Source organism: Edwardsiella sp. EA181011 (assembly GCF_000800725.1).
Classification (GTDB): Bacteria; Pseudomonadota; Gammaproteobacteria; order Enterobacterales; family Enterobacteriaceae; genus Edwardsiella; species Edwardsiella anguillarum.
In genome coordinates this window covers 366226-382687 of the sequence record NZ_CP011364.1, presented here as the reverse complement: position 1 = coordinate 382687, position 16462 = coordinate 366226, and the positions used below count along the sequence as shown (strand labels likewise).

12 protein-coding genes and 1 pseudogene are annotated in these 16462 nt (G+C 62.1%); 7 read left to right on the top strand and 6 right to left on the bottom strand.

The features are described 5' to 3' along the window. Nucleotides 1–14: 14 nt before the first annotated feature. Entirely contained in the window at nucleotides 15–1586 is a 1572-nt protein-coding gene (malF, locus tag QY76_RS01775; RefSeq protein WP_045427797.1) for a maltose ABC transporter permease MalF, read from the bottom strand. Between the two features lie 137 nt (nucleotides 1587–1723). Then, nucleotides 1724–2917 (bottom strand): maltose/maltodextrin ABC transporter substrate-binding protein MalE, encoded by a 1194-nt coding sequence (gene malE / locus QY76_RS01770; protein WP_045427793.1) that lies wholly within the window; start codon nucleotides 2915–2917, stop codon nucleotides 1724–1726. A gap of 484 nt (nucleotides 2918–3401) precedes the next feature. On the opposite strand from malE, the gene malK reads away from it, so the two are divergent. The 6 genes and pseudogenes from malK to QY76_RS01745 all read left to right on the top strand — a co-directional run bounded on the left by malK (nucleotide 3402) and on the right by QY76_RS01745 (nucleotide 10410). Beyond that, entirely contained in the window at nucleotides 3402–4511 is a 1110-nt protein-coding gene (malK, locus tag QY76_RS01765; RefSeq protein WP_012847091.1) for a maltose/maltodextrin ABC transporter ATP-binding protein MalK, read from the top strand. Between the two features lie 65 nt (nucleotides 4512–4576). Then, nucleotides 4577–5794: pseudogene (locus QY76_RS19135) on the top strand (maltoporin); the annotation flags it as partial. A gap of 60 nt (nucleotides 5795–5854) precedes the next feature. After that, nucleotides 5855–6787 carry a maltose operon protein MalM gene (gene malM / locus QY76_RS19130; protein ID WP_309545121.1) on the top strand — a complete coding sequence of 311 codons (933 nt, stop codon included), beginning with the start codon at nucleotides 5855–5857 and terminating at the stop codon, nucleotides 6785–6787. A gap of 263 nt (nucleotides 6788–7050) precedes the next feature. Then, nucleotides 7051–7557 (top strand): chorismate lyase, encoded by a 507-nt coding sequence (ubiC, locus tag QY76_RS01755; RefSeq protein ID WP_045427790.1) that lies wholly within the window; start codon nucleotides 7051–7053, stop codon nucleotides 7555–7557. Beyond that, complete coding sequence (gene ubiA / locus QY76_RS01750) at nucleotides 7547–8446, top strand: 4-hydroxybenzoate octaprenyltransferase (protein WP_176564284.1); 900 nt, start codon at nucleotides 7547–7549, stop codon at nucleotides 8444–8446. Before ubiC ends, ubiA begins: the two co-directional genes overlap by 11 nt. A 287-nt stretch (nucleotides 8447–8733) precedes the next feature. Further along, complete coding sequence (locus QY76_RS01745) at nucleotides 8734–10410, top strand: OFA family MFS transporter (protein WP_045427787.1); 1677 nt, start codon at nucleotides 8734–8736, stop codon at nucleotides 10408–10410. A gap of 54 nt (nucleotides 10411–10464) precedes the next feature. Here QY76_RS01745 and plsB read toward each other — a convergent pair whose 3' ends face one another. Beyond that, entirely contained in the window at nucleotides 10465–12921 is a 2457-nt protein-coding gene (gene plsB, locus QY76_RS01740) for a glycerol-3-phosphate 1-O-acyltransferase PlsB (RefSeq protein ID WP_034163027.1), read from the bottom strand. Between the two features lie 125 nt (nucleotides 12922–13046). Between plsB and QY76_RS01735 the strand changes: the two genes are divergently transcribed. Continuing rightward, nucleotides 13047–13409 carry a diacylglycerol kinase gene (locus QY76_RS01735; protein ID WP_034163026.1) on the top strand — a complete coding sequence of 121 codons (363 nt, stop codon included), beginning with the start codon at nucleotides 13047–13049 and terminating at the stop codon, nucleotides 13407–13409. A gap of 123 nt (nucleotides 13410–13532) precedes the next feature. Here QY76_RS01735 and QY76_RS01730 read toward each other — a convergent pair whose 3' ends face one another. The 3 genes from QY76_RS01730 to citX are packed head-to-tail and all read right to left on the bottom strand — an operon-like array spanning nucleotide 13533 to nucleotide 16457. Beyond that, entirely contained in the window at nucleotides 13533–14990 is a 1458-nt protein-coding gene (locus tag QY76_RS01730) for an anion permease (protein WP_045427784.1), read from the bottom strand. Between the two features lie 29 nt (nucleotides 14991–15019). Further along, nucleotides 15020–15931: a triphosphoribosyl-dephospho-CoA synthase CitG gene (citG, locus tag QY76_RS01725; RefSeq protein WP_052365613.1), complete on the bottom strand. Its 912-nt coding sequence runs from the start codon at nucleotides 15929–15931 to the stop codon at nucleotides 15020–15022. After that, nucleotides 15909–16457: a citrate lyase holo-[acyl-carrier protein] synthase gene (gene citX / locus QY76_RS01720; RefSeq protein WP_225865190.1), complete on the bottom strand. Its 549-nt coding sequence runs from the start codon at nucleotides 16455–16457 to the stop codon at nucleotides 15909–15911. Before citX ends, citG begins: the two co-directional genes overlap by 23 nt. Nucleotides 16458–16462 lie beyond the last annotated feature (5 nt).

Here is a 16462-nt window from a genome sequence, read left to right as displayed (position 1 = left end):
AGTCAGGCATCTCCTTAGTCAAAATTCATTTTGCTGGCTTTCAGATTGAGGATCGCCAGCGCCCCGACCAGCAGGAAGATCAGGGTCGCGATGGCGGCAGCCAGGCCAAAGTCTTGTCCGCCGCCGCCCTCAAAGGCGATGCGGTAGGTATAGCTGACCAGCAGGTCGGTATAGCCGGCCGGTGTCGAGGTTCCCAGCATATCCGGCCCCCCGTTGGTTAACAGCTGGATCAGCACAAAGTTATTAAAGTTGAAGGCGAAGCTGGCGATCATCAGCGGCGTCAGCGGCTTGATCAGCATCGGCAGCGTAATCCGGAAGAAGTTTTGCAGCGGCCCGGCGCCGTCCATGGCCGAGGCCTCATACAGATCCTCGGGGATCGCCTTCAGCAGCCCCATGCACAGGATCATCATGTAGGGATAGCCGAGCCAGGTGTTGACGATCAGGATCATGCCCTTGGCGGTGAGCGGATCGCTGAACCAGGCCGGTCGGATGCCGAACAGCTGGCTGAGCATCATGTTGATCTCGCCGAAGCTTTGGTTGAACAGTCCCTTGAAGATCAGGATGGAGATAAACGCCGGCACCGCATAGGGCAAGATCAGTAGCACCCGATAGGCGGCGCGTCCGCGCAGCGCCTCCCACTGCACCACGCAGGCCAGCACCATCCCGACGGCCACGGTAAAGATGACGGTCAGCACCGAGAAGACCAGGGTCCAGATAAAGATGCTGATAAAGGGCTGGCGGATCCCCTCATCGTTGAGCACCCGCAGAAAGTTTTTCCAGCCGGTGGTCACGGTAAACCCCGGGCTTAGGCGCTCGCTGCGCCAGTTGCCGTCGGCGTTGACCGCCTGATAAAAGCCGCTTTGCATATTGGGGCGGTAGGCGATGCCGCTTTGGTTGTCCGTCAGGGTGCGGCCATCGTCGCCCAGGGTGTAGAGCGGGCGGCTGGCGGCGAACTGACGCAGTGAACTCATGCGCAGCGCGGTGCCGTCGGGCAGCAGGGCGATCAGGCTGTTCAGCGTCTGACGGTGCTGGGTCACGGTGCGCAGCGTGGCGGCGCTGCCCTGCGGCGCGCCGTCTGCCGCCGCCATCGAAATCTGTAGGTCGGGCTGGCCCAGATCAAAGGGGTCGGAAAGGTAGCGTTGACCGCTCTGGGCGTCGGTGAGCTGCAGGCGCCATTGGCCGCCGTCCGGATACAGGCTGAACGCGTAGCTCTGACCGCTGGTGAACAGGCGCTGCAGCAGGACCGACTGGGCGCGCTCCTGGCTGAGTTGGTTGGTGCTGCTGTAGTTGGTAAAGGCGATGGCGATGGTGCAGATCAGCGGGAACAGGACGAACAGCCCCATGCCGGCTAGCCCCGGATAGACATAGCGCCAGGCGTAGGCGCGCCGGTTGGCGAAGATATACAGTCCGCCCCCCAGCAGGATCAGGGTTAGCATGGCGAACAGGTATTCGCCTTGGGCATACATGACGATAGTCAGATAGCCGGTCAGCAGCGTCAGTAGGCCGACCGCCAGCCATTTTAGCCCGGTGCGCGGGCAGAGCCGGCGCGGCTCGCTGGCCGGATATTCAGTTTGGGATAGTGACATGGACACGCCCTCGTTTTACTTGCCACACCGGTGACGGCGCGCCGTTCGGGCGCGGTTGGCATCAGGTTAATGCGGTGATGAGCCCGCCGCGCCCGTCAGCGGGGGAACCGGCGGGCAGGCGGCGGGTCAGCCGGAGATTATTTTTTGAGGATCCGCTCCTTGGCGCTTTCCAGCGCCTGAGCCACGCTCTGACGGCCGTTGATCGCGTTGATGATCGCGGCGCGCTCGGCGTACCAGAAGGCGCTCATCTGCGGGATATTCGGCATGATCTCACCGTTTTGCGAGTTCTGCATGGTGGCGGCGATGCGCGGATCCTTCTCCAGGATCTCCTGATATGACTTCAGCGCCACGGCGCCCAGCGGCTTGTCTTGGTTGACCATTGCCAGGCCGCTGTCGGTCAGCAGGTAGTTCTCAATGAACTCGGTCGCCAGCTCTTTGTTCGGGCTGGCCGCGTTGATCCCGGCGCTCAGCACGCCGACGAAGGGCTTGGAGGGGTTCCCCTTGAAGGTCGGCAGCAGGGTGATGCCGTAGTTGATGCCGCTCTTGTCGATATTGGACCAGGCCCAGGGGCCGTTGATGGTCATGGCGGTCTGCCCTTTGTTAAAGGCCGCCTCGGCGATGGAGTAGTCGGTATCGGCGTTGATATGCTTGTTTTTCACCATGTCGACCAGGAACTGCAGGCCGGCGCGCGATCCGGCGTTGTCGACGCCGACGTTATGGGTCTCGTAGCGGCCGTTGGCATACTTGAAGGCATAGCCGCCGTCGGCGGCGATCAGCGGCCAGGTGAAGTAGGGCTCCTGCAGGTTCCACATGATAGCGCTCTTGCCCTGGGCGCGCAGCTTGCCGTCCAGCGCCGGGATCTCCTCCCAGCTCTTGGGCGGGGTGGGCAGCAGATCTTTGTTATAAATCAGCGACAGCGCCTCGACGGCGATGGGGTAGGCGATCAGCTTGCCGTTGTAGCGCACCGCGTCCCAGGTAAAGGGGTAGAGCTTCTCCTGAAACGCTTTGGACGGATGGATTTCGGCCAACAGGCCGGATTGGGCATAGCCGCCAAAGCGGTCATGGGCCCAGAAGATGATGTCTGGCCCGTCACCGGTGGCCGCAACCTGGGGGAATTTCTCCTCCAGCTTGTCCGGGTGCTCCACGGTGACCTTGATACCGGTCTCCTGCTCGAACTTCTTGCCCACGTCCGCCAGACCGTTATACCCCTTGTCACCGTTGATCCAGATGACCAGTTTACCCTCTTCGATCTTGGCCAGCGCCGGCGCAGAGATGACCAGTGCGGCCAGTGCGCTAAGAGCGATGGTTTTTATAGCGGATGTCTTTGTCATAGTGCAGTCCTTGTAGTCCTGTCGGGGGAGTTCACGAACGCGGGCCGGGGGTCGATGGTCGCGTCTCGTACGCTGCGCTCATGGGGCTATCGCCGTGTTCCGGCCGTTCGCCGGGGGCAGGAGCGCCGATGTTGTGTCATAGTCCGCGAGACCCGCCGGATTCTCATCCTCCCCCACTCTACGCCCTGCGGGGCTTTCTTGTGATCTGCTTAACACAACTTGGCAATATGTGGTGAATGGCACGAAATCTCTGGGTCGATTTTGCAGTCACGATCACGATTCTTCCGCCGCCGCGGCGCCCTTCGCCCCGATCCGGCAGGCGCTATCCTCCCATCTCCTCCGCCAGCAAAAAAGCGCCGATGGATGATCCCTGGGCGCGGGTTTTTCGCGCACTATCGTGTCCATTCATTGAGGCGCAGCGCCCTTTTCCCCCGCCGTCTGCGGCGCGCTGCGGCCATCCCTTGGCAACGGACAGGAGCGGCGCATGGCGAACGTATCACTGCGTAATGTGTATAAGGCGTACGGTGAGGCCGTGATCTCCCGGGATATTAACCTGGACATTGAGGATGGCGAGTTTGTGGTGTTCGTTGGGCCCTCGGGCTGCGGTAAATCGACGCTGCTGCGCATGATCGCCGGCCTGGAGGACATCACCTCCGGCGAGCTGCAGATCGCCGGGGTGCGGATGAACGATGTACCGCCGGCGAAGCGCGGCATCGGCATGGTGTTTCAGTCCTATGCCCTGTATCCGCACCTGTCGGTCGCGGACAACATGTCGTTTGGCCTCAAGCTGGCCGGTGTCAACAAGGCGGAGATCCAGCGGCGGGTGAATCAGGTGGCGGAGATCCTGCAGCTGGCGCACCTGCTGGACAGGCGCCCCAAGGCGCTTTCCGGCGGTCAGCGTCAGCGGGTGGCCATTGGCCGCACTCTGGTGGCGGAGCCGGACGTTTTTCTGCTGGATGAGCCGCTCTCTAATCTGGATGCCGCGCTGCGGGTACAGATGCGCATCGAGATCTCCCGTCTGCACAAGCGTCTGCAGCGCACCATGATTTACGTCACCCACGATCAGGTTGAGGCGATGACCCTGGCAGACAAGATTGTGGTGCTGGACGCCGGCCGGATTGCCCAGGTCGGTAAGCCGCTGGCGCTGTACCACTATCCCGCCGATCGGTTTGTCGCCGGCTTTATCGGCTCGCCCAAAATGAACTTCCTGCCGGTCAAAGTGAGCGAGGCGCAGCCGCAGCGTGTACGGGTTGAGCTCCCCAACGGCCAGCATATCTGGCTGCCGGTGGCGGGAGAGGGGCTGCGTCCCGGCAGCAACCTGTCGCTGGGGATCCGCCCCGAACATCTGGTGCCCAGCGCCGCGGCCGATGTGACGCTGTCGGGCGAGGTTCAGGTTGTCGAGCAGCTGGGGAACGAAACCCAGATCCATATCCAAATCCCGGCCCTGCGTCAAAACCTGGTGTATCGCCAGAACGACGTGGTGTTGGTCGATGAAGGCGCCACGCTAGCCATCGGCCTGCCTGCGGAACGTTGCCACCTGTTTCGAGAGGACGGCAGCGCCTGTCAGCGGTTGTATCAGGAGCCGGGAGTGTAGCTCCCCACCCTGTGACAACGCATTAAAAAGCAATAATAACGCCGTTAGGCACCCCTAACAGGAGAATGATGATGAATATGCGCAAACTTCCGCTGGCGCTGGCTGTAGCCAGCGTCGTGCTGTCGGCTCAGGCCATGGCAGTCGACTTTCACGGCTACGCCCGTTCCGGCATCGGCTGGAGCTCCAAGGGCGGCGATCAGAAGTGCTTTCAGGCTGATGGCGCCGGCTCTAAATACCGCCTTGGCAACGAGTGCGATACCTACGCCGAACTGAAGCTGGGCCAAGAGCTGTGGAAGAGCGGCGATCAGAGCTTCTACCTGGATACCAACGTGGCCTACGGTATCGATCAGGCCAACGACTGGGAGTCAACCTCTCCGGCGTTCCGTGAGATCAATGTGCAGGGTAAGAACGTGATTACCTGGCTGCCCGACTCGACCCTGTGGGCCGGTAAGCGCTACTACCAGCGTCACGACGTTCATATGATCGACTTCTACTACTGGGATATCTCCGGTCCGGGTGCCGGTCTGGAAAATATCGACCTCGGCTTCGGTAAGCTCTCTCTGGCGGTGACCCGTAACACCGAATCCGGCGGCTCCTACTCCTACTTCGTGAATCAAAGCAACGAGAAATATATCCGCAATACGGCCAACGATGTGTATGACATCCGCCTGGCCGGACTGCAGACCAACCCGGGCGGCTCGCTGGAGCTGGGCTTTGACTATGGTCGCGCCAATCTGGACGACGGTTACCACCTGGCACCGGGCGCGACCAAGGACGGCTATATGTTCACCGCCGAGCATACCCAGTCTCTGTGGGGCGGCTTTAACAAGTTTGTCGTGCAGTATGCGACCGACGCGATGAGCAATACCAACAATGCGGGCCACTCCAGCGGCTCTGACGTTAACAACGATGGTCACCTGATCCGCGTGCTCGACCACGGTGCTATGGACTTCAACGATAAGTGGGGCCTGATGTATGTCGCCATGTATCAGGATGTCGACCACGATGTTCAGAACGGCTCGACCTGGTATACCGCCGGCGTACGTCCGATGTACAAGTGGACGCCGACGATGAGCACCCTGTTTGAGGCGGGCTATGACAATGTGAAATCGCAGAAAACCGGTGCCCGCAACGAGCTATACAAGCTGACGCTGGCGCAGCAGTGGCAGGCGGGTGACAGCGTGTGGTCGCGCCCCGCCATCCGCATCTTCACCACCTATGCGAACGGGAAGAACAACTGGAACACCGATAAAGACGGTATCCAGGTTAATACCCAGCCGGGCGATATCCGCGCTGAGGGGGTGCCCGCACCGCCCGGATTGCACGCCGGCGTCCCTTGCCTGATGCCGGCTGTGCCGTACGAAAGAAGGATAATAATGATGAAAACCGCCTTAAACCGTCTCTCCCGCGGCGTACTGCTGGCCTGTGCGCTCTGCAGCGCGCCGCAGGCGTTCGCCGATACCCTGCTTCCGACGGATGTGGCCGCTGCGCCAGAGCTGAGCCATGCCGCTCTGCAGGCGCTACGCTGGCAGCCGCTGACGCCGCCGATGGATACCACCCTCACCCTGGGCCCCGACAGCCAGACGCTGGCGCAGGGAGATATCCAGGGCGCCGTCGCCGCGCTGGCTTTGCCGGCGAATCGGGGCTCGCTAGAGATAACCTTAAGCAGCCGGCTGCACAATAAACGGTTGTATGTCCCCAATGTGCTGGTGCTCGATCAGCATCTGCGCCCGGCGGCCTACTACCCCGGCAGCTACTTTACCTACCGCCAGCCCGGCGTGATGAGCGGCGATCGGCTGGAGGGAACGCTGAAGCTGACGCCGGTGCTGGGTCAACAGCAGATTTATCTGCTGATTTATACCACCCGTCAGGATCTGGCCACGACGACCCGTATGGTAAACCCCGCCAAGGCCTATGCCGCCGGCGTAGGTAACGCGGTGCCGGATATCCCCGACCCACAGGCGGCGCATGCGTCACAGGGGGTGCTGAGCATTCAGGCCAGGGTTGAGCGGCAAAGCGGCAATGTGATGATCGGCGGACTGCTGCCGGGCGGCGATACGCCGGCCGACGTGGCGGTCGGTAACCCGGCGAGCTCCGTCGCTGCGCCTGCGGCGCCGATGCTGGATGACACCGCCGCCTATTTCGATCGCAGCATCCGCAGCGCGGTACGCCAAGGCGATATCGATAAAGCGCTGCGTCTGATGAATGAGGCGGAGCGACTGGGGTCGGCGACGGCCCGGGAAACCTTTATCCGCAGCGTAAAAGGCAAGGGTTAAGCGGCGGGGCGCAAAGGCGCCCCGCCGTACTGCGTTACGGATGTGGCTTGATGACTGGTGCGCTGCGGCGCACCTTTTTTATTGATTCCCGCCCGCGCAGGCGTTTGCGCGCTTGTTGTGGTTTCCACTTTCTTTTGTTAGTCAAATGCTCATGGATTGCTGCGAGAGTGCCCCAGACGGCGAATCTGCGGTACACTGAAACGTAATAAGGCGCGCCGCGGATAGCGCAGCGATGCAGGGGTTGAGACGATGGGGTGTATGGCATGGCAGAACATTCTGCTGCGCTGGCGAATATCGACTGGCAGCCGTTGGCTGACGCGGCGGCGCCGGCGGACTACGGCAGCTGGCTGGCGGAGCAGGGGTCGATGACCCGCCGCCTAGAGCAGCGGTGCGACAGGCTACAGGTGACGGTACTGCGCGAAGGGCTGGTGGACGCCGCGCAGCTGAGCGACGATGAGCGCGGGCAGCTGTCGCCCTGCGCGCAGTATTGGCTGCGGGAGGTGATCCTGCTCGGCGATGGTATCCCCTGGCTGTTTGGCCGAACCCTAACGCCTGCCAGCACGCTGGAGGGCGCAGGTCAGGCGCTGAGTCAGCTGGGGAGCACCCCGCTGGGGCGCTACCTGTTCAGCGGGGTCGCCCTGGAGCGCGAGTTGCTGCGAGTTGGCTGCCTGGGCTCGCTCTGGGCCCGTCGCAGCCGGCTACGCGTCGCCGGTCAGCCGCTGCTGCTGACGGAGCTGTTCTTGGCCGATGCCCCTATCTATGGTGGATAACGCACGTAAGCGGAGAGAGCAAGGCGTGGAGGGATGTGTGACCCAAAGCAAATGGCTGGCGTATTGCCGCCTAATGCGGATCGACAAGCCCATCGGTTCGCTGCTGTTGCTGTGGCCGACCTACTGGGCACTGTGGCTGGCAGGCGGCGCGGCGCCGGGGGGAAAGCTGCTGCTGGTTTTTACCTGCGGGGTGTTTTTTATGCGCGCCGCAGGCTGCGTGATCAATGATTTTGCCGATCGTCACTTCGACGGTCATGTCAAACGCACCTGTCAGCGTCCGTTGCCCTGTGGCGCGCTGTCCGAGCGCGAAGCCAAGACGCTGTTCGTGCTGCTGGTGGCGCTCTCTTTTACCCTGGTGCTGACGCTGAATGCGATGACGATCTGGCTGTCGGTGGCGGCGCTGACGCTGGCCTGGCTCTATCCCTTTATCAAGCGGTTCTCCCATTTTCCGCAGGTGATCCTGGGGATGGCCTTCGGCTGGTCGATACCGATGGCCTATGCGGCCGTCGGCGAGAGTCTGCCGCTCAGCTGCTGGCTGCTGTTTGCGGCCAATATCTGTTGGACGGTCGCCTACGATACCCAGTACGCCATGGTGGATCGCGACGACGATCTGCGGATCGGCATCAGGTCGACGGCGATCCTGTTTGGCCGTTACGATCGTCTGATGATCGGCCTGCTGCAGCTCGCTACGCTGCTGCTGCTGCTGTGGGTCGGCGAGCTGAATCAGCTGCAGGGCGCCTATTACTGGGGCGTGCTGCTGGCCGCGGCGCTGTTCGTGTATCAGCAGCGGCTGATTGCCCGACGGGCGCGTACCTCCTGTTTTCGGGCATTTATGAACAATAACTACGTCGGGCTGATCCTGTTTTTGGGGATCTTGCTGGCGCTGTGATGGCGCGGTGGGTGTAATGCCCGCCGTTTTTCTCATAATCGCCACGCAATTATCATTTTTCCATCCATTTTAACCCACATTGATAGTCGCTTCTCTGGCGCGCGCCGCTAAAGCCGAACGCTAAAATGAAACTGTAATTTAACATTTCACCTTTCTTTGTTACCTGTCACAAAGCCTGGATGAATTTCGCCGTCGAACAAATTTTGAACAGGAATGGTACGTCTTCTGCTATGTCAGGATGCGCCGCTTGCCATGGCGGCAACGCATTCAGGATCAGGAGAAGCATAATGAGTGTCGATAATTCTGTGCCGGCGCCGCGGGGCGGCGAGCGGCGGGCGGCCGACGACCGACCCGGTTTTTTCAGTAAGGCGCGTATCATTGCCCGTCCGGGGTTTAACCGTTGGCTGGTTCCGCCGGCGGCGCTGGCGATCCACCTGTGCATTGGCATGGCCTATGGCTTTTCCGTCTTTTGGCTGCCGCTGTCGCAGGCGCTGGGAGGCGGCGCGGCACGCGCCTGTCCGGCGCAGATGTCCGCTTGGCAAGAGCTCTTTACCACCCAGTGCGACTGGCGCATCTCCATGCTGGGCTGGATCTATACCCTCTTTTTTATCTTTCTGGGCTGCTCGGCGGCGCTGTGGGGAAGCTGGCTCGAGAAGGCGGGGCCGCGTAAGGTCGGGGTCGTCGCAGCCTGCTGCTGGTGCGGCGGACTGATGTTTTCCGCGCTGGGGGTCTACCTGCATCAGCTGTGGATGCTGTGGCTGGGATCCGGGGTTATCGGTGGCATCGGCCTGGGGCTCGGCTATATCTCACCGGTATCGACGCTGATCCGCTGGTTTCCCGATCGGCGCGGGATGGCGACGGGGCTGGCGATAATGGGATTTGGCGGCGGCGCGATGGTGGGGGCGCCGCTGGCGAATAGCCTGATGCACTTCTACGCCGCGGCCGGGGGCGTCGGCGTATGGCAGACCTTTCTGACGCTGGCGCTGATCTACTGGGTCTTCATGCTGTCCGGCGCGTTGGCCTATCGCATTCCGCCCATCGGCTGGCGTCCCCAGGGGATGGCGACGACGACGGAGACGCCCGCGGCGCAGGGCTTCACCCACATGGAGGTGCACGTCAGCGTGGCCTGCCGCACGCCGCAGTTTTGGCTGGTGTGGGCGGTGCTGTGTCTCAACGTCTCCGCCGGTATCGGCATTATCGGCATGGCCTCCCCGCTGCTGCAGGAGGTCTTTGCCGGGCGATTGCTGGGAGGCACGCAGACCTTTGCCGAGCTGTCCAGCGCCCAACTGGCGCAGATCGCCGCCATCGCCGCCGGGTTCACCGGCCTGCTGAGCCTGTTTAATATCGGCGGGCGTTTTTTCTGGGCCTCGCTCTCCGATCGCATCGGGCGTAAGAGAACGTTCTTTCTCTTTTTTACCCTCGGCGTGGCGCTGTACAGCCTGCTGCCGACGCTGGGCACGCTGGGCAGCGTAACGCTGTTTGTTCTGGCATTTTGCCTGATCGTGTCGATGTACGGCGGGGGCTTTGCGACGGTGCCGGCCTATCTGGCGGATCTTTTTGGTACCCAGATGGTGGGGGCGATCCATGGCCGCCTGCTGACCGCCTGGTCGGCGGCGGGGATCCTGGGGCCGGTGCTGGTCAACTATCTGCGGGAGTATCAGCTCAGTCGCGGCGTCGCCCGCGCGCAGGCCTATTCCGAGACGCTGTATATCCTGGCGGGTCTGCTGCTGGCCGGTCTGGTGTGTAATCTGTTGATCCGTCCGGTCGATCGACGCTATACGATGAGCGAGGCTCAGCTGACGCAGGCGCGCTCCCTGTATAAGGTGAACCCGAATGCCCAGCTTAGCTGGGTGGCGGACGCCGGCAGCCGGCCGTGGGTCGCGCTCTCCTGGCTGGCCGTGGGGCTGCCGCTGCTGTGGGGATGCTGGATTACGCTGCAGCAGGCCGGGCAGCTGTTTGGATAGGCGAAGAAAAACGCCCGGCGTAGGCCGGGCGTTTTAGGGGGATTGCCGCGGGCGTTACGCGGCGCCGTCGTTCGCGGCGCCGGTATCTTCCAGCGCAGCGATGCTGACGCTTTCGATGGTCAGGCGAATCTCCGGGGTCAGCAGATCGGCCAGCAGGTTATAGATTTCCAGCGTCTGCTCGCGCACCGCATCGCCGACGTCGTTGATATAGCCCTCTGCGCGCAGCGTCGCCACCAGGGTGGCGAAGACCGCCTTGTCGAAGAACTCCGGCGCATTGATGCCGTGCAGCACCGACAGACGCTGGGCCAGGATCCGGCTCTCTTTCTCCAGGGCGCCGCGGCTGATGCTGGGGTTGGCGCTCAGCAGCGAGAAGGTGATGGCATAGCGCTGCAGGGTTTCACGCACCCCGGAGGCCAGCAGCTGCAGGGCGCGGATACGCGGCGGGTTAATGCTCAGGGTATCATCCTGCAGGCTGATCAGCTGCTGGCGACACAGTTCATCGATGATCGGGCCCAGCACCTGCGGCAGCGTTTCCGGCGCATAGTGCATGAACAGCTCCTGCTTCAGCATCGGGTAGATCACCGCCGCCTGGCGCAGCAGCTCGCCGCGTGAGATCTGGCGATGGTGGATAACCATGCTGGCAACCAGCGCCGGCAGCACCAGCATATGCTGAATGTTATTGCGGTAGTAGGTCATCAGCACCGCCTGCTCGCGCGGCAGAATGATCAGATCACCGATGTTATCCTTCTCAACCTCAAACTTGTTCATCTGCAGGGCGTGGTCCAGCAGCTCCTGCGGCGTGCGCTGTGGCAGCGTCGCATCCGACGCGTAGGGCACGTTTTGCAGCAGCTGCAGGTAGCACTCCAGCTGCTCCAGCAGCTGCTCGCGGGTCAGCGCACGCTGGCGCGAGGCCAGCAGCGCCGTGGCGCACAGGTTCATGGCGTTAGCGGCAGCGGCCTTATTGATGTTGACCATCACTTCGCCGGCGATGCTGTTGACGCTGGGGGTGAGCCAGTGCGGACGTTGGGCCTCAATAGGATCGATAGCCTCGCGCCACTCCGGTACGTGCTGGTTGAGCCAGACGTTAAGGGAGATAGGCTCGCCAAAGTTGACGTAGCCCTGGCCCAGGTTACGCAGCTTACGTAGCCCGCGCACCATCTGCAGCAGGCTCTCTTTTTCTTTCGTCGCCCCGCGTAGCTCTTTGGCGTAGGTGGCGACCTCCATCACGTGCTCGTAGCCGATATAGACCGGCACCAGGGTGATCGGACGCTTACCGCCGCGCAGCATGGCCTGCAGCGTCATGGCCAGGGTGCCGGTTTTCGGCTCCAGCAGGCGGCCGGTACGTGAGCGCCCACCCTCCATAAAGTATTCGACGGAGTAGCCGCGGCTGAACAGCTCGCCGAGGTATTCACGGAACACCGTGGAGTAGAGCTTGTTGCCCTTAAACGTCCGGCGGATGAAGAAGGCGCCCAGCCGACGGAAGATCGGCCCGGCCGGCCAAAAGTTAAGGTTGATGCCGGCGGCGATATGCGGCGGCACCAACCCCTGGTGGTAGAGCACATAGGAGAGCAGCAGATAGTCCATGTGGCTGCGGTGGCAGGGAACATAGACTATCTCGTGACCATCCTGGGCCAGCTGACGCACGCGCTCGGCGTTATGGACGTTAATCCCCTGGTACAGGCGGTTCCAGGTCCAGCTGAGTACGCGGTCGGAGAGACGCACCGCCTCATAGGTAAAGTCAGCCGCGATCTCTTCCATCAGCGCGACCGCATTCTGCTGGGCCTTCTCGCGGGAGATCTTCTTGCTGCGGGCTTCGTCTTCAACGGCCTTTTCAATGGCCTTGGATCCGAGCAGCTTATTGAACAGCGCCTGTCTGTCCGGCAGGCGCGGGCCGACGGCGGCCAGGCGCAGGCGGGAGAAGTGCATACGCGCTACGCGCGCCAGCTTCTGGGCGATGGTTTTGTCGGTGCCGTGCTCATCGGCCATATAGCGCAGCGAGACGGTATTGGAGAAGCGCACAAAGCTGTCGCGTCCCAGCCACAGCACGGCGAAGAATTTCTGAATACCGTTGAGCAGGCGCAGCTGCGGGGCGCCTTTATGATCCTCGCGGCCCGGTGCGCGGCCAAACATCACGGAGACCGGTATCATCTGAATATCCAGCGACGGGTTGCCGCGGTGCAGATCCAGATAGTCGAGGAACAGTTTGACCGACGCCTGCTTGGGCGCGTAGTAGCGGAAGACTCGCGGGCCATCGTCTATAAACACATAGCGTGGCAGGATGACGCCGTCGATTTCATTGTCATCCAGCGGGTCGGGCAGATCCAGCGCCAGACAGCGATCGCGTAGGGTCAGTAGATCCGCCTTAGAGTTATAGGGCAGAACATAGAAGACCGGCCGGGTGGTGTCCAAACGCAGTTCGGCCACCGGATCGGTGGGGATAACTTTACTTTTTACAAGTAATTTAAGCGGTAAATTCAACAGCTTATAATATATTTTACGCCATCCAGACATAAAAGTATCAGCCTCTTGTTAGCAATGCGCGGCAAGGATACCAGAAAGTAGCCCTGAGATCTGTGGTGCCGGGATCCCGGGAAGCGGCTAAAATGCCCGCCAATGCTCATCGTTATGGATTATCTATGAATAGTACTACAGGTTTGACTCGAATCATTAAAGCGGCCGGTTACTCGATCAAAGGACTGCAGGCGGCATGGCGCCATGAGGCGGCGTTCCGTCAGGAGAGTCTGCTGCTGGCTGTCGCGGCGGCGCTGGCCTGTTGGCTTGACGTCACGGCGGTCGAGCGCATTTTACTGATCGGCAGCGTGACGCTGGTGGTGATCCTGGAAATCCTCAACAGCGCTATCGAGGCGGTAGTGGACCGGATTGGCAGCGAACGCCATGAGCTGTCCGGCCGCGCCAAAGATATGGGATCGGCGGCGGTATTCGTGGCGCTGTGGCTGGCGCTGTTTGTCTGGGTCAGCATTCTGTGGACGCATTGGTAACCGATGTGTCGTTTGGCGGCGGCTCTCATGGATTTATGCTCAGTTGCCCGCGCCGGAAAACATCACCCCCTGCGCGGATGCGCAGGGGGTGATGGCATAACAACATGGGCGTTAGGCGAGAGGTTAGTTCCACATGGCCATGATAGGCCAACCGATGCCTAGCAGCGCGGCGATGTAGATAACCCCAAAGATGGCGCCAAGTCGCCAGTAATCCTGAGATTTTACATAGCCACAGCCGTAGATGATGATCCCCGGGCCAGTGGCGTACGGGGTCAGACAGCCCATCAGGCCGATAGAGAGCACCAGCAGCAGGCACAGTTGGTCCATCGGAACCCCTGGAATGCTCTGGGCGACGGCCAGGATCACCGGCAGCATGGTGGCGGTGTGGGCGGTCAGGCTGGCGAACAGGTAGTGGGCAAAGTAGAACACCAGCACCAGGGCGATGACCGTCGCGGTCGGTGAGAAACCGGCCAGGTGGGTGCTCATGGTTTTGGCGAACCATTCGATAAAGCCGGAGCGGGTCAGACCGTTGGCCATGACCACCAAGGTAGACAGGTTGACCAGGGTATTCCAGGCGCCGCTGTACTTGGTAACATCCTTCCACGGCACCACGTGCAGCGCCAGCATCAGGGCGACCGCCAGCAGGGCGACGGCGGTGGCGTTGATGAAATCATCGCCAAAGACCCACAGCGCCAGGCTCAGCAGCACCAGGCAGATCAGGGTGATTTCACGGCGGGTCAGGGCGCCCATCTCTTTCAGCGCGCTACCGGCCCAGGTAGCGACCTGCTCGCTGTGGGTCACGGTCGGCTTGTACAGTACGTAGGAGAGCCACGGGGCGACGATTAACAGCAGCAGACCCACCGGCAGAAAGCCGAGGAACCACTGCATCCAGGAGATCTGGATACCGGCAATTTTACTGACAAACTCCAGGCCCAGTACGTTCGGCGCGGCACCGGTGACGAACATGGAGGAGCTGATGCTGGTACTGATCACCATCATCCACATCAGATAGCTACCGATGCGGCGTGAAGAGGGATCGTTGGGATGGGAATCGAACAGCGGCGGCAGGTTTTTGATCACCGGAAAGACGGTGCCGCCGGTACGCGCGGTGTTAGACGGCGTAAAGGGCGCCAGCAGAATATCGATGATGACGATGGCGTAGCCGAGAGTGAGCGTTCGCTTACCCATGAACTTGACCAGCAGCAGGGCGATACGCCGACCCAGCCCACTGACCTCATAGCCCAGGGCAAAAATAAAGGCGCCGAACACCAACCACACGGTGGTGCTGGAGAAGCCGGCCAGCCCCCACTTCAGCGCCTGTTTACTGGCGTCGAAGGCGGGATCGGCCAGCTCTTTGGCGTCAAACAGCAGGAACTGGTTACCGATAACGACGATGGTCACGGCGATAAAGCTGATGGCGGTGGCCGGGATGGGCTCAAGGATCATCCCGACGATCATGGCGACAAACACGGCAAAATAGTGCCAGGCCTGCGGCGGCATGCCTTCGGGGACTGGGATCATAAACATAATCCCCATCACCACGAGGGGCGCGAGTAGTTTCCCTATTTTCTCTTTGGACATAACTGATGACTCCGGTAAGGATGATATTTTTAATGTTCAGCTTGCAAAATCGGGTAACAGAGGTGAGCCAGAAACCAGGTGAGGATCAGCAGATCCGCGCTGCCGCCCGGGCTCAGGTGACGGTCAATACACTCGGCGTCAAAGCGGCGTAGCGCCTGCAGATCGGCCGGGGTGCGGATGCCGCCGGTTGCCAGTAGCGCGGCGGCGCGCTGCTGCATCCAGCGCAGCCCGCTCTCGCCGCCGCGCGCCGCGACATTGGTATCCTGGTTATGCGCCATCAGTTGCACCAGGGTATCGAGCAGCGCCAGCTCCGGATCGCGTCCGGCGGCCAGCGCCCTCTGGTAATGGGGAAGCGCCAGATTCAGCACCAGCGGGTAGCCGGCCTCCGCCTCGCCGCGGGCGCCGGTAATGCCCAGCGTGATAAACAGACGCTGTCCGGCCGTGGACGCCTGCGCCGGGCGCAGGGAGGTCAGCTCGCGCGCGACCAGCCCGCGGCAAAACTGAGCCGCATAGCCGCACAGCCGCGCGGGGGTGAGCGGTTGGCCGCGCTGGTGGCTGCGCCCGGCGGCGGCGCACAGCAGGCCGAGAGAAAAGATACTGCCCTTATGGGTATTGACGCCGGTGGTCGCGCGGAACATGTCCGTCTCGCAGGCGACGCCGAGCGCGCGCAGGCCTGGCAATACGCTGCCGCCGTCCAGCGCGGCGCTGTCGGCCCCGTACTCGACAAAGCGGGCCAGCCAGGGGGCGATGGCATCGGCGCTGCGCACAAAGTCGCTGTGGGCCATGTCGCGGTGGGCGCCGCTGTTGTGGCGATCGACCAGGCCCGGCTTGGGCGTCAGATTGACCTCGGCCAGCATGGCGCGCCAGCCCAGCGTGGCACAGTGGTGACAGGCCTGGCTCAGGGAAAGGCGATGCGGGCTATGCGTTGTCGGGTTGTGCATCGTGAACCAGTGCCTCCATATGGGCGAGAAGTTGGGCCACGTCGTGGCGGCGCTCGCGGGCGCACAGCACGGCGGGGCGTTGGCAAATCAAGCAGCGGCGGGCCGGCAGCTGATAATCGCCGCGCGACAGGATCTGTCCGTCGCTTGCCAAGACATCCATGTCCCAGAGCCGACCCAGGGGATGGGTCTGCTCCAGTGCGATGGCCGCCTGTTTGACCTGTTCGGCCGGCGCATCGATGGCCATCAGCCCTTCCGGGCCGGTGGCTAACTCCAGCGAACGCTGCTCCCTGATGCGCCATTCCTGACGCTGCGCCAGCTGGCTCAGCGCCGCGATGCCCGCATTGAAGATGCGGCGCGTCAGCGGGCTATCCTTAACCGGGCCGGGGGCGACCACGGTAAAGGAGAGCAGCGTACAGGTATGGCGGGTCAGCCATGCCGCCTGCCGGGACTGCCTGCATTCACGGCTGAGGAGCAGTTCCGGTAGGGTGACGGTATGGCTGGCCGCCAAATGGGGGAGCAGGGTCATCATCG

Coding starts and splice junctions, on each gene's coding strand:
- malF (WP_045427797.1), bottom strand. CDS start 1,586: ATGTCACTATCCCAAACTGAATATCCGGCCAGCGAGCCGCGCCGGCTC.
- malE (WP_045427793.1), bottom strand. CDS start 2,917: ATGACAAAGACATCCGCTATAAAAACCATCGCTCTTAGCGCACTGGCC.
- malK (WP_012847091.1), top strand. CDS start 3,402: ATGGCGAACGTATCACTGCGTAATGTGTATAAGGCGTACGGTGAGGCC.
- malM (WP_309545121.1), top strand. CDS start 5,855: ATGCCGGCTGTGCCGTACGAAAGAAGGATAATAATGATGAAAACCGCC.
- ubiC (WP_045427790.1), top strand. CDS start 7,051: ATGGCAGAACATTCTGCTGCGCTGGCGAATATCGACTGGCAGCCGTTG.
- ubiA (WP_176564284.1), top strand. CDS start 7,547: ATGGTGGATAACGCACGTAAGCGGAGAGAGCAAGGCGTGGAGGGATGT.
- QY76_RS01745 (WP_045427787.1), top strand. CDS start 8,734: ATGAGTGTCGATAATTCTGTGCCGGCGCCGCGGGGCGGCGAGCGGCGG.
- plsB (WP_034163027.1), bottom strand. CDS start 12,921: ATGTCTGGATGGCGTAAAATATATTATAAGCTGTTGAATTTACCGCTT.
- QY76_RS01735 (WP_034163026.1), top strand. CDS start 13,047: ATGAATAGTACTACAGGTTTGACTCGAATCATTAAAGCGGCCGGTTAC.
- QY76_RS01730 (WP_045427784.1), bottom strand. CDS start 14,990: ATGTCCAAAGAGAAAATAGGGAAACTACTCGCGCCCCTCGTGGTGATG.
- citG (WP_052365613.1), bottom strand. CDS start 15,931: ATGCACAACCCGACAACGCATAGCCCGCATCGCCTTTCCCTGAGCCAG.
- citX (WP_225865190.1), bottom strand. CDS start 16,457: ATGACCCTGCTCCCCCATTTGGCGGCCAGCCATACCGTCACCCTACCG.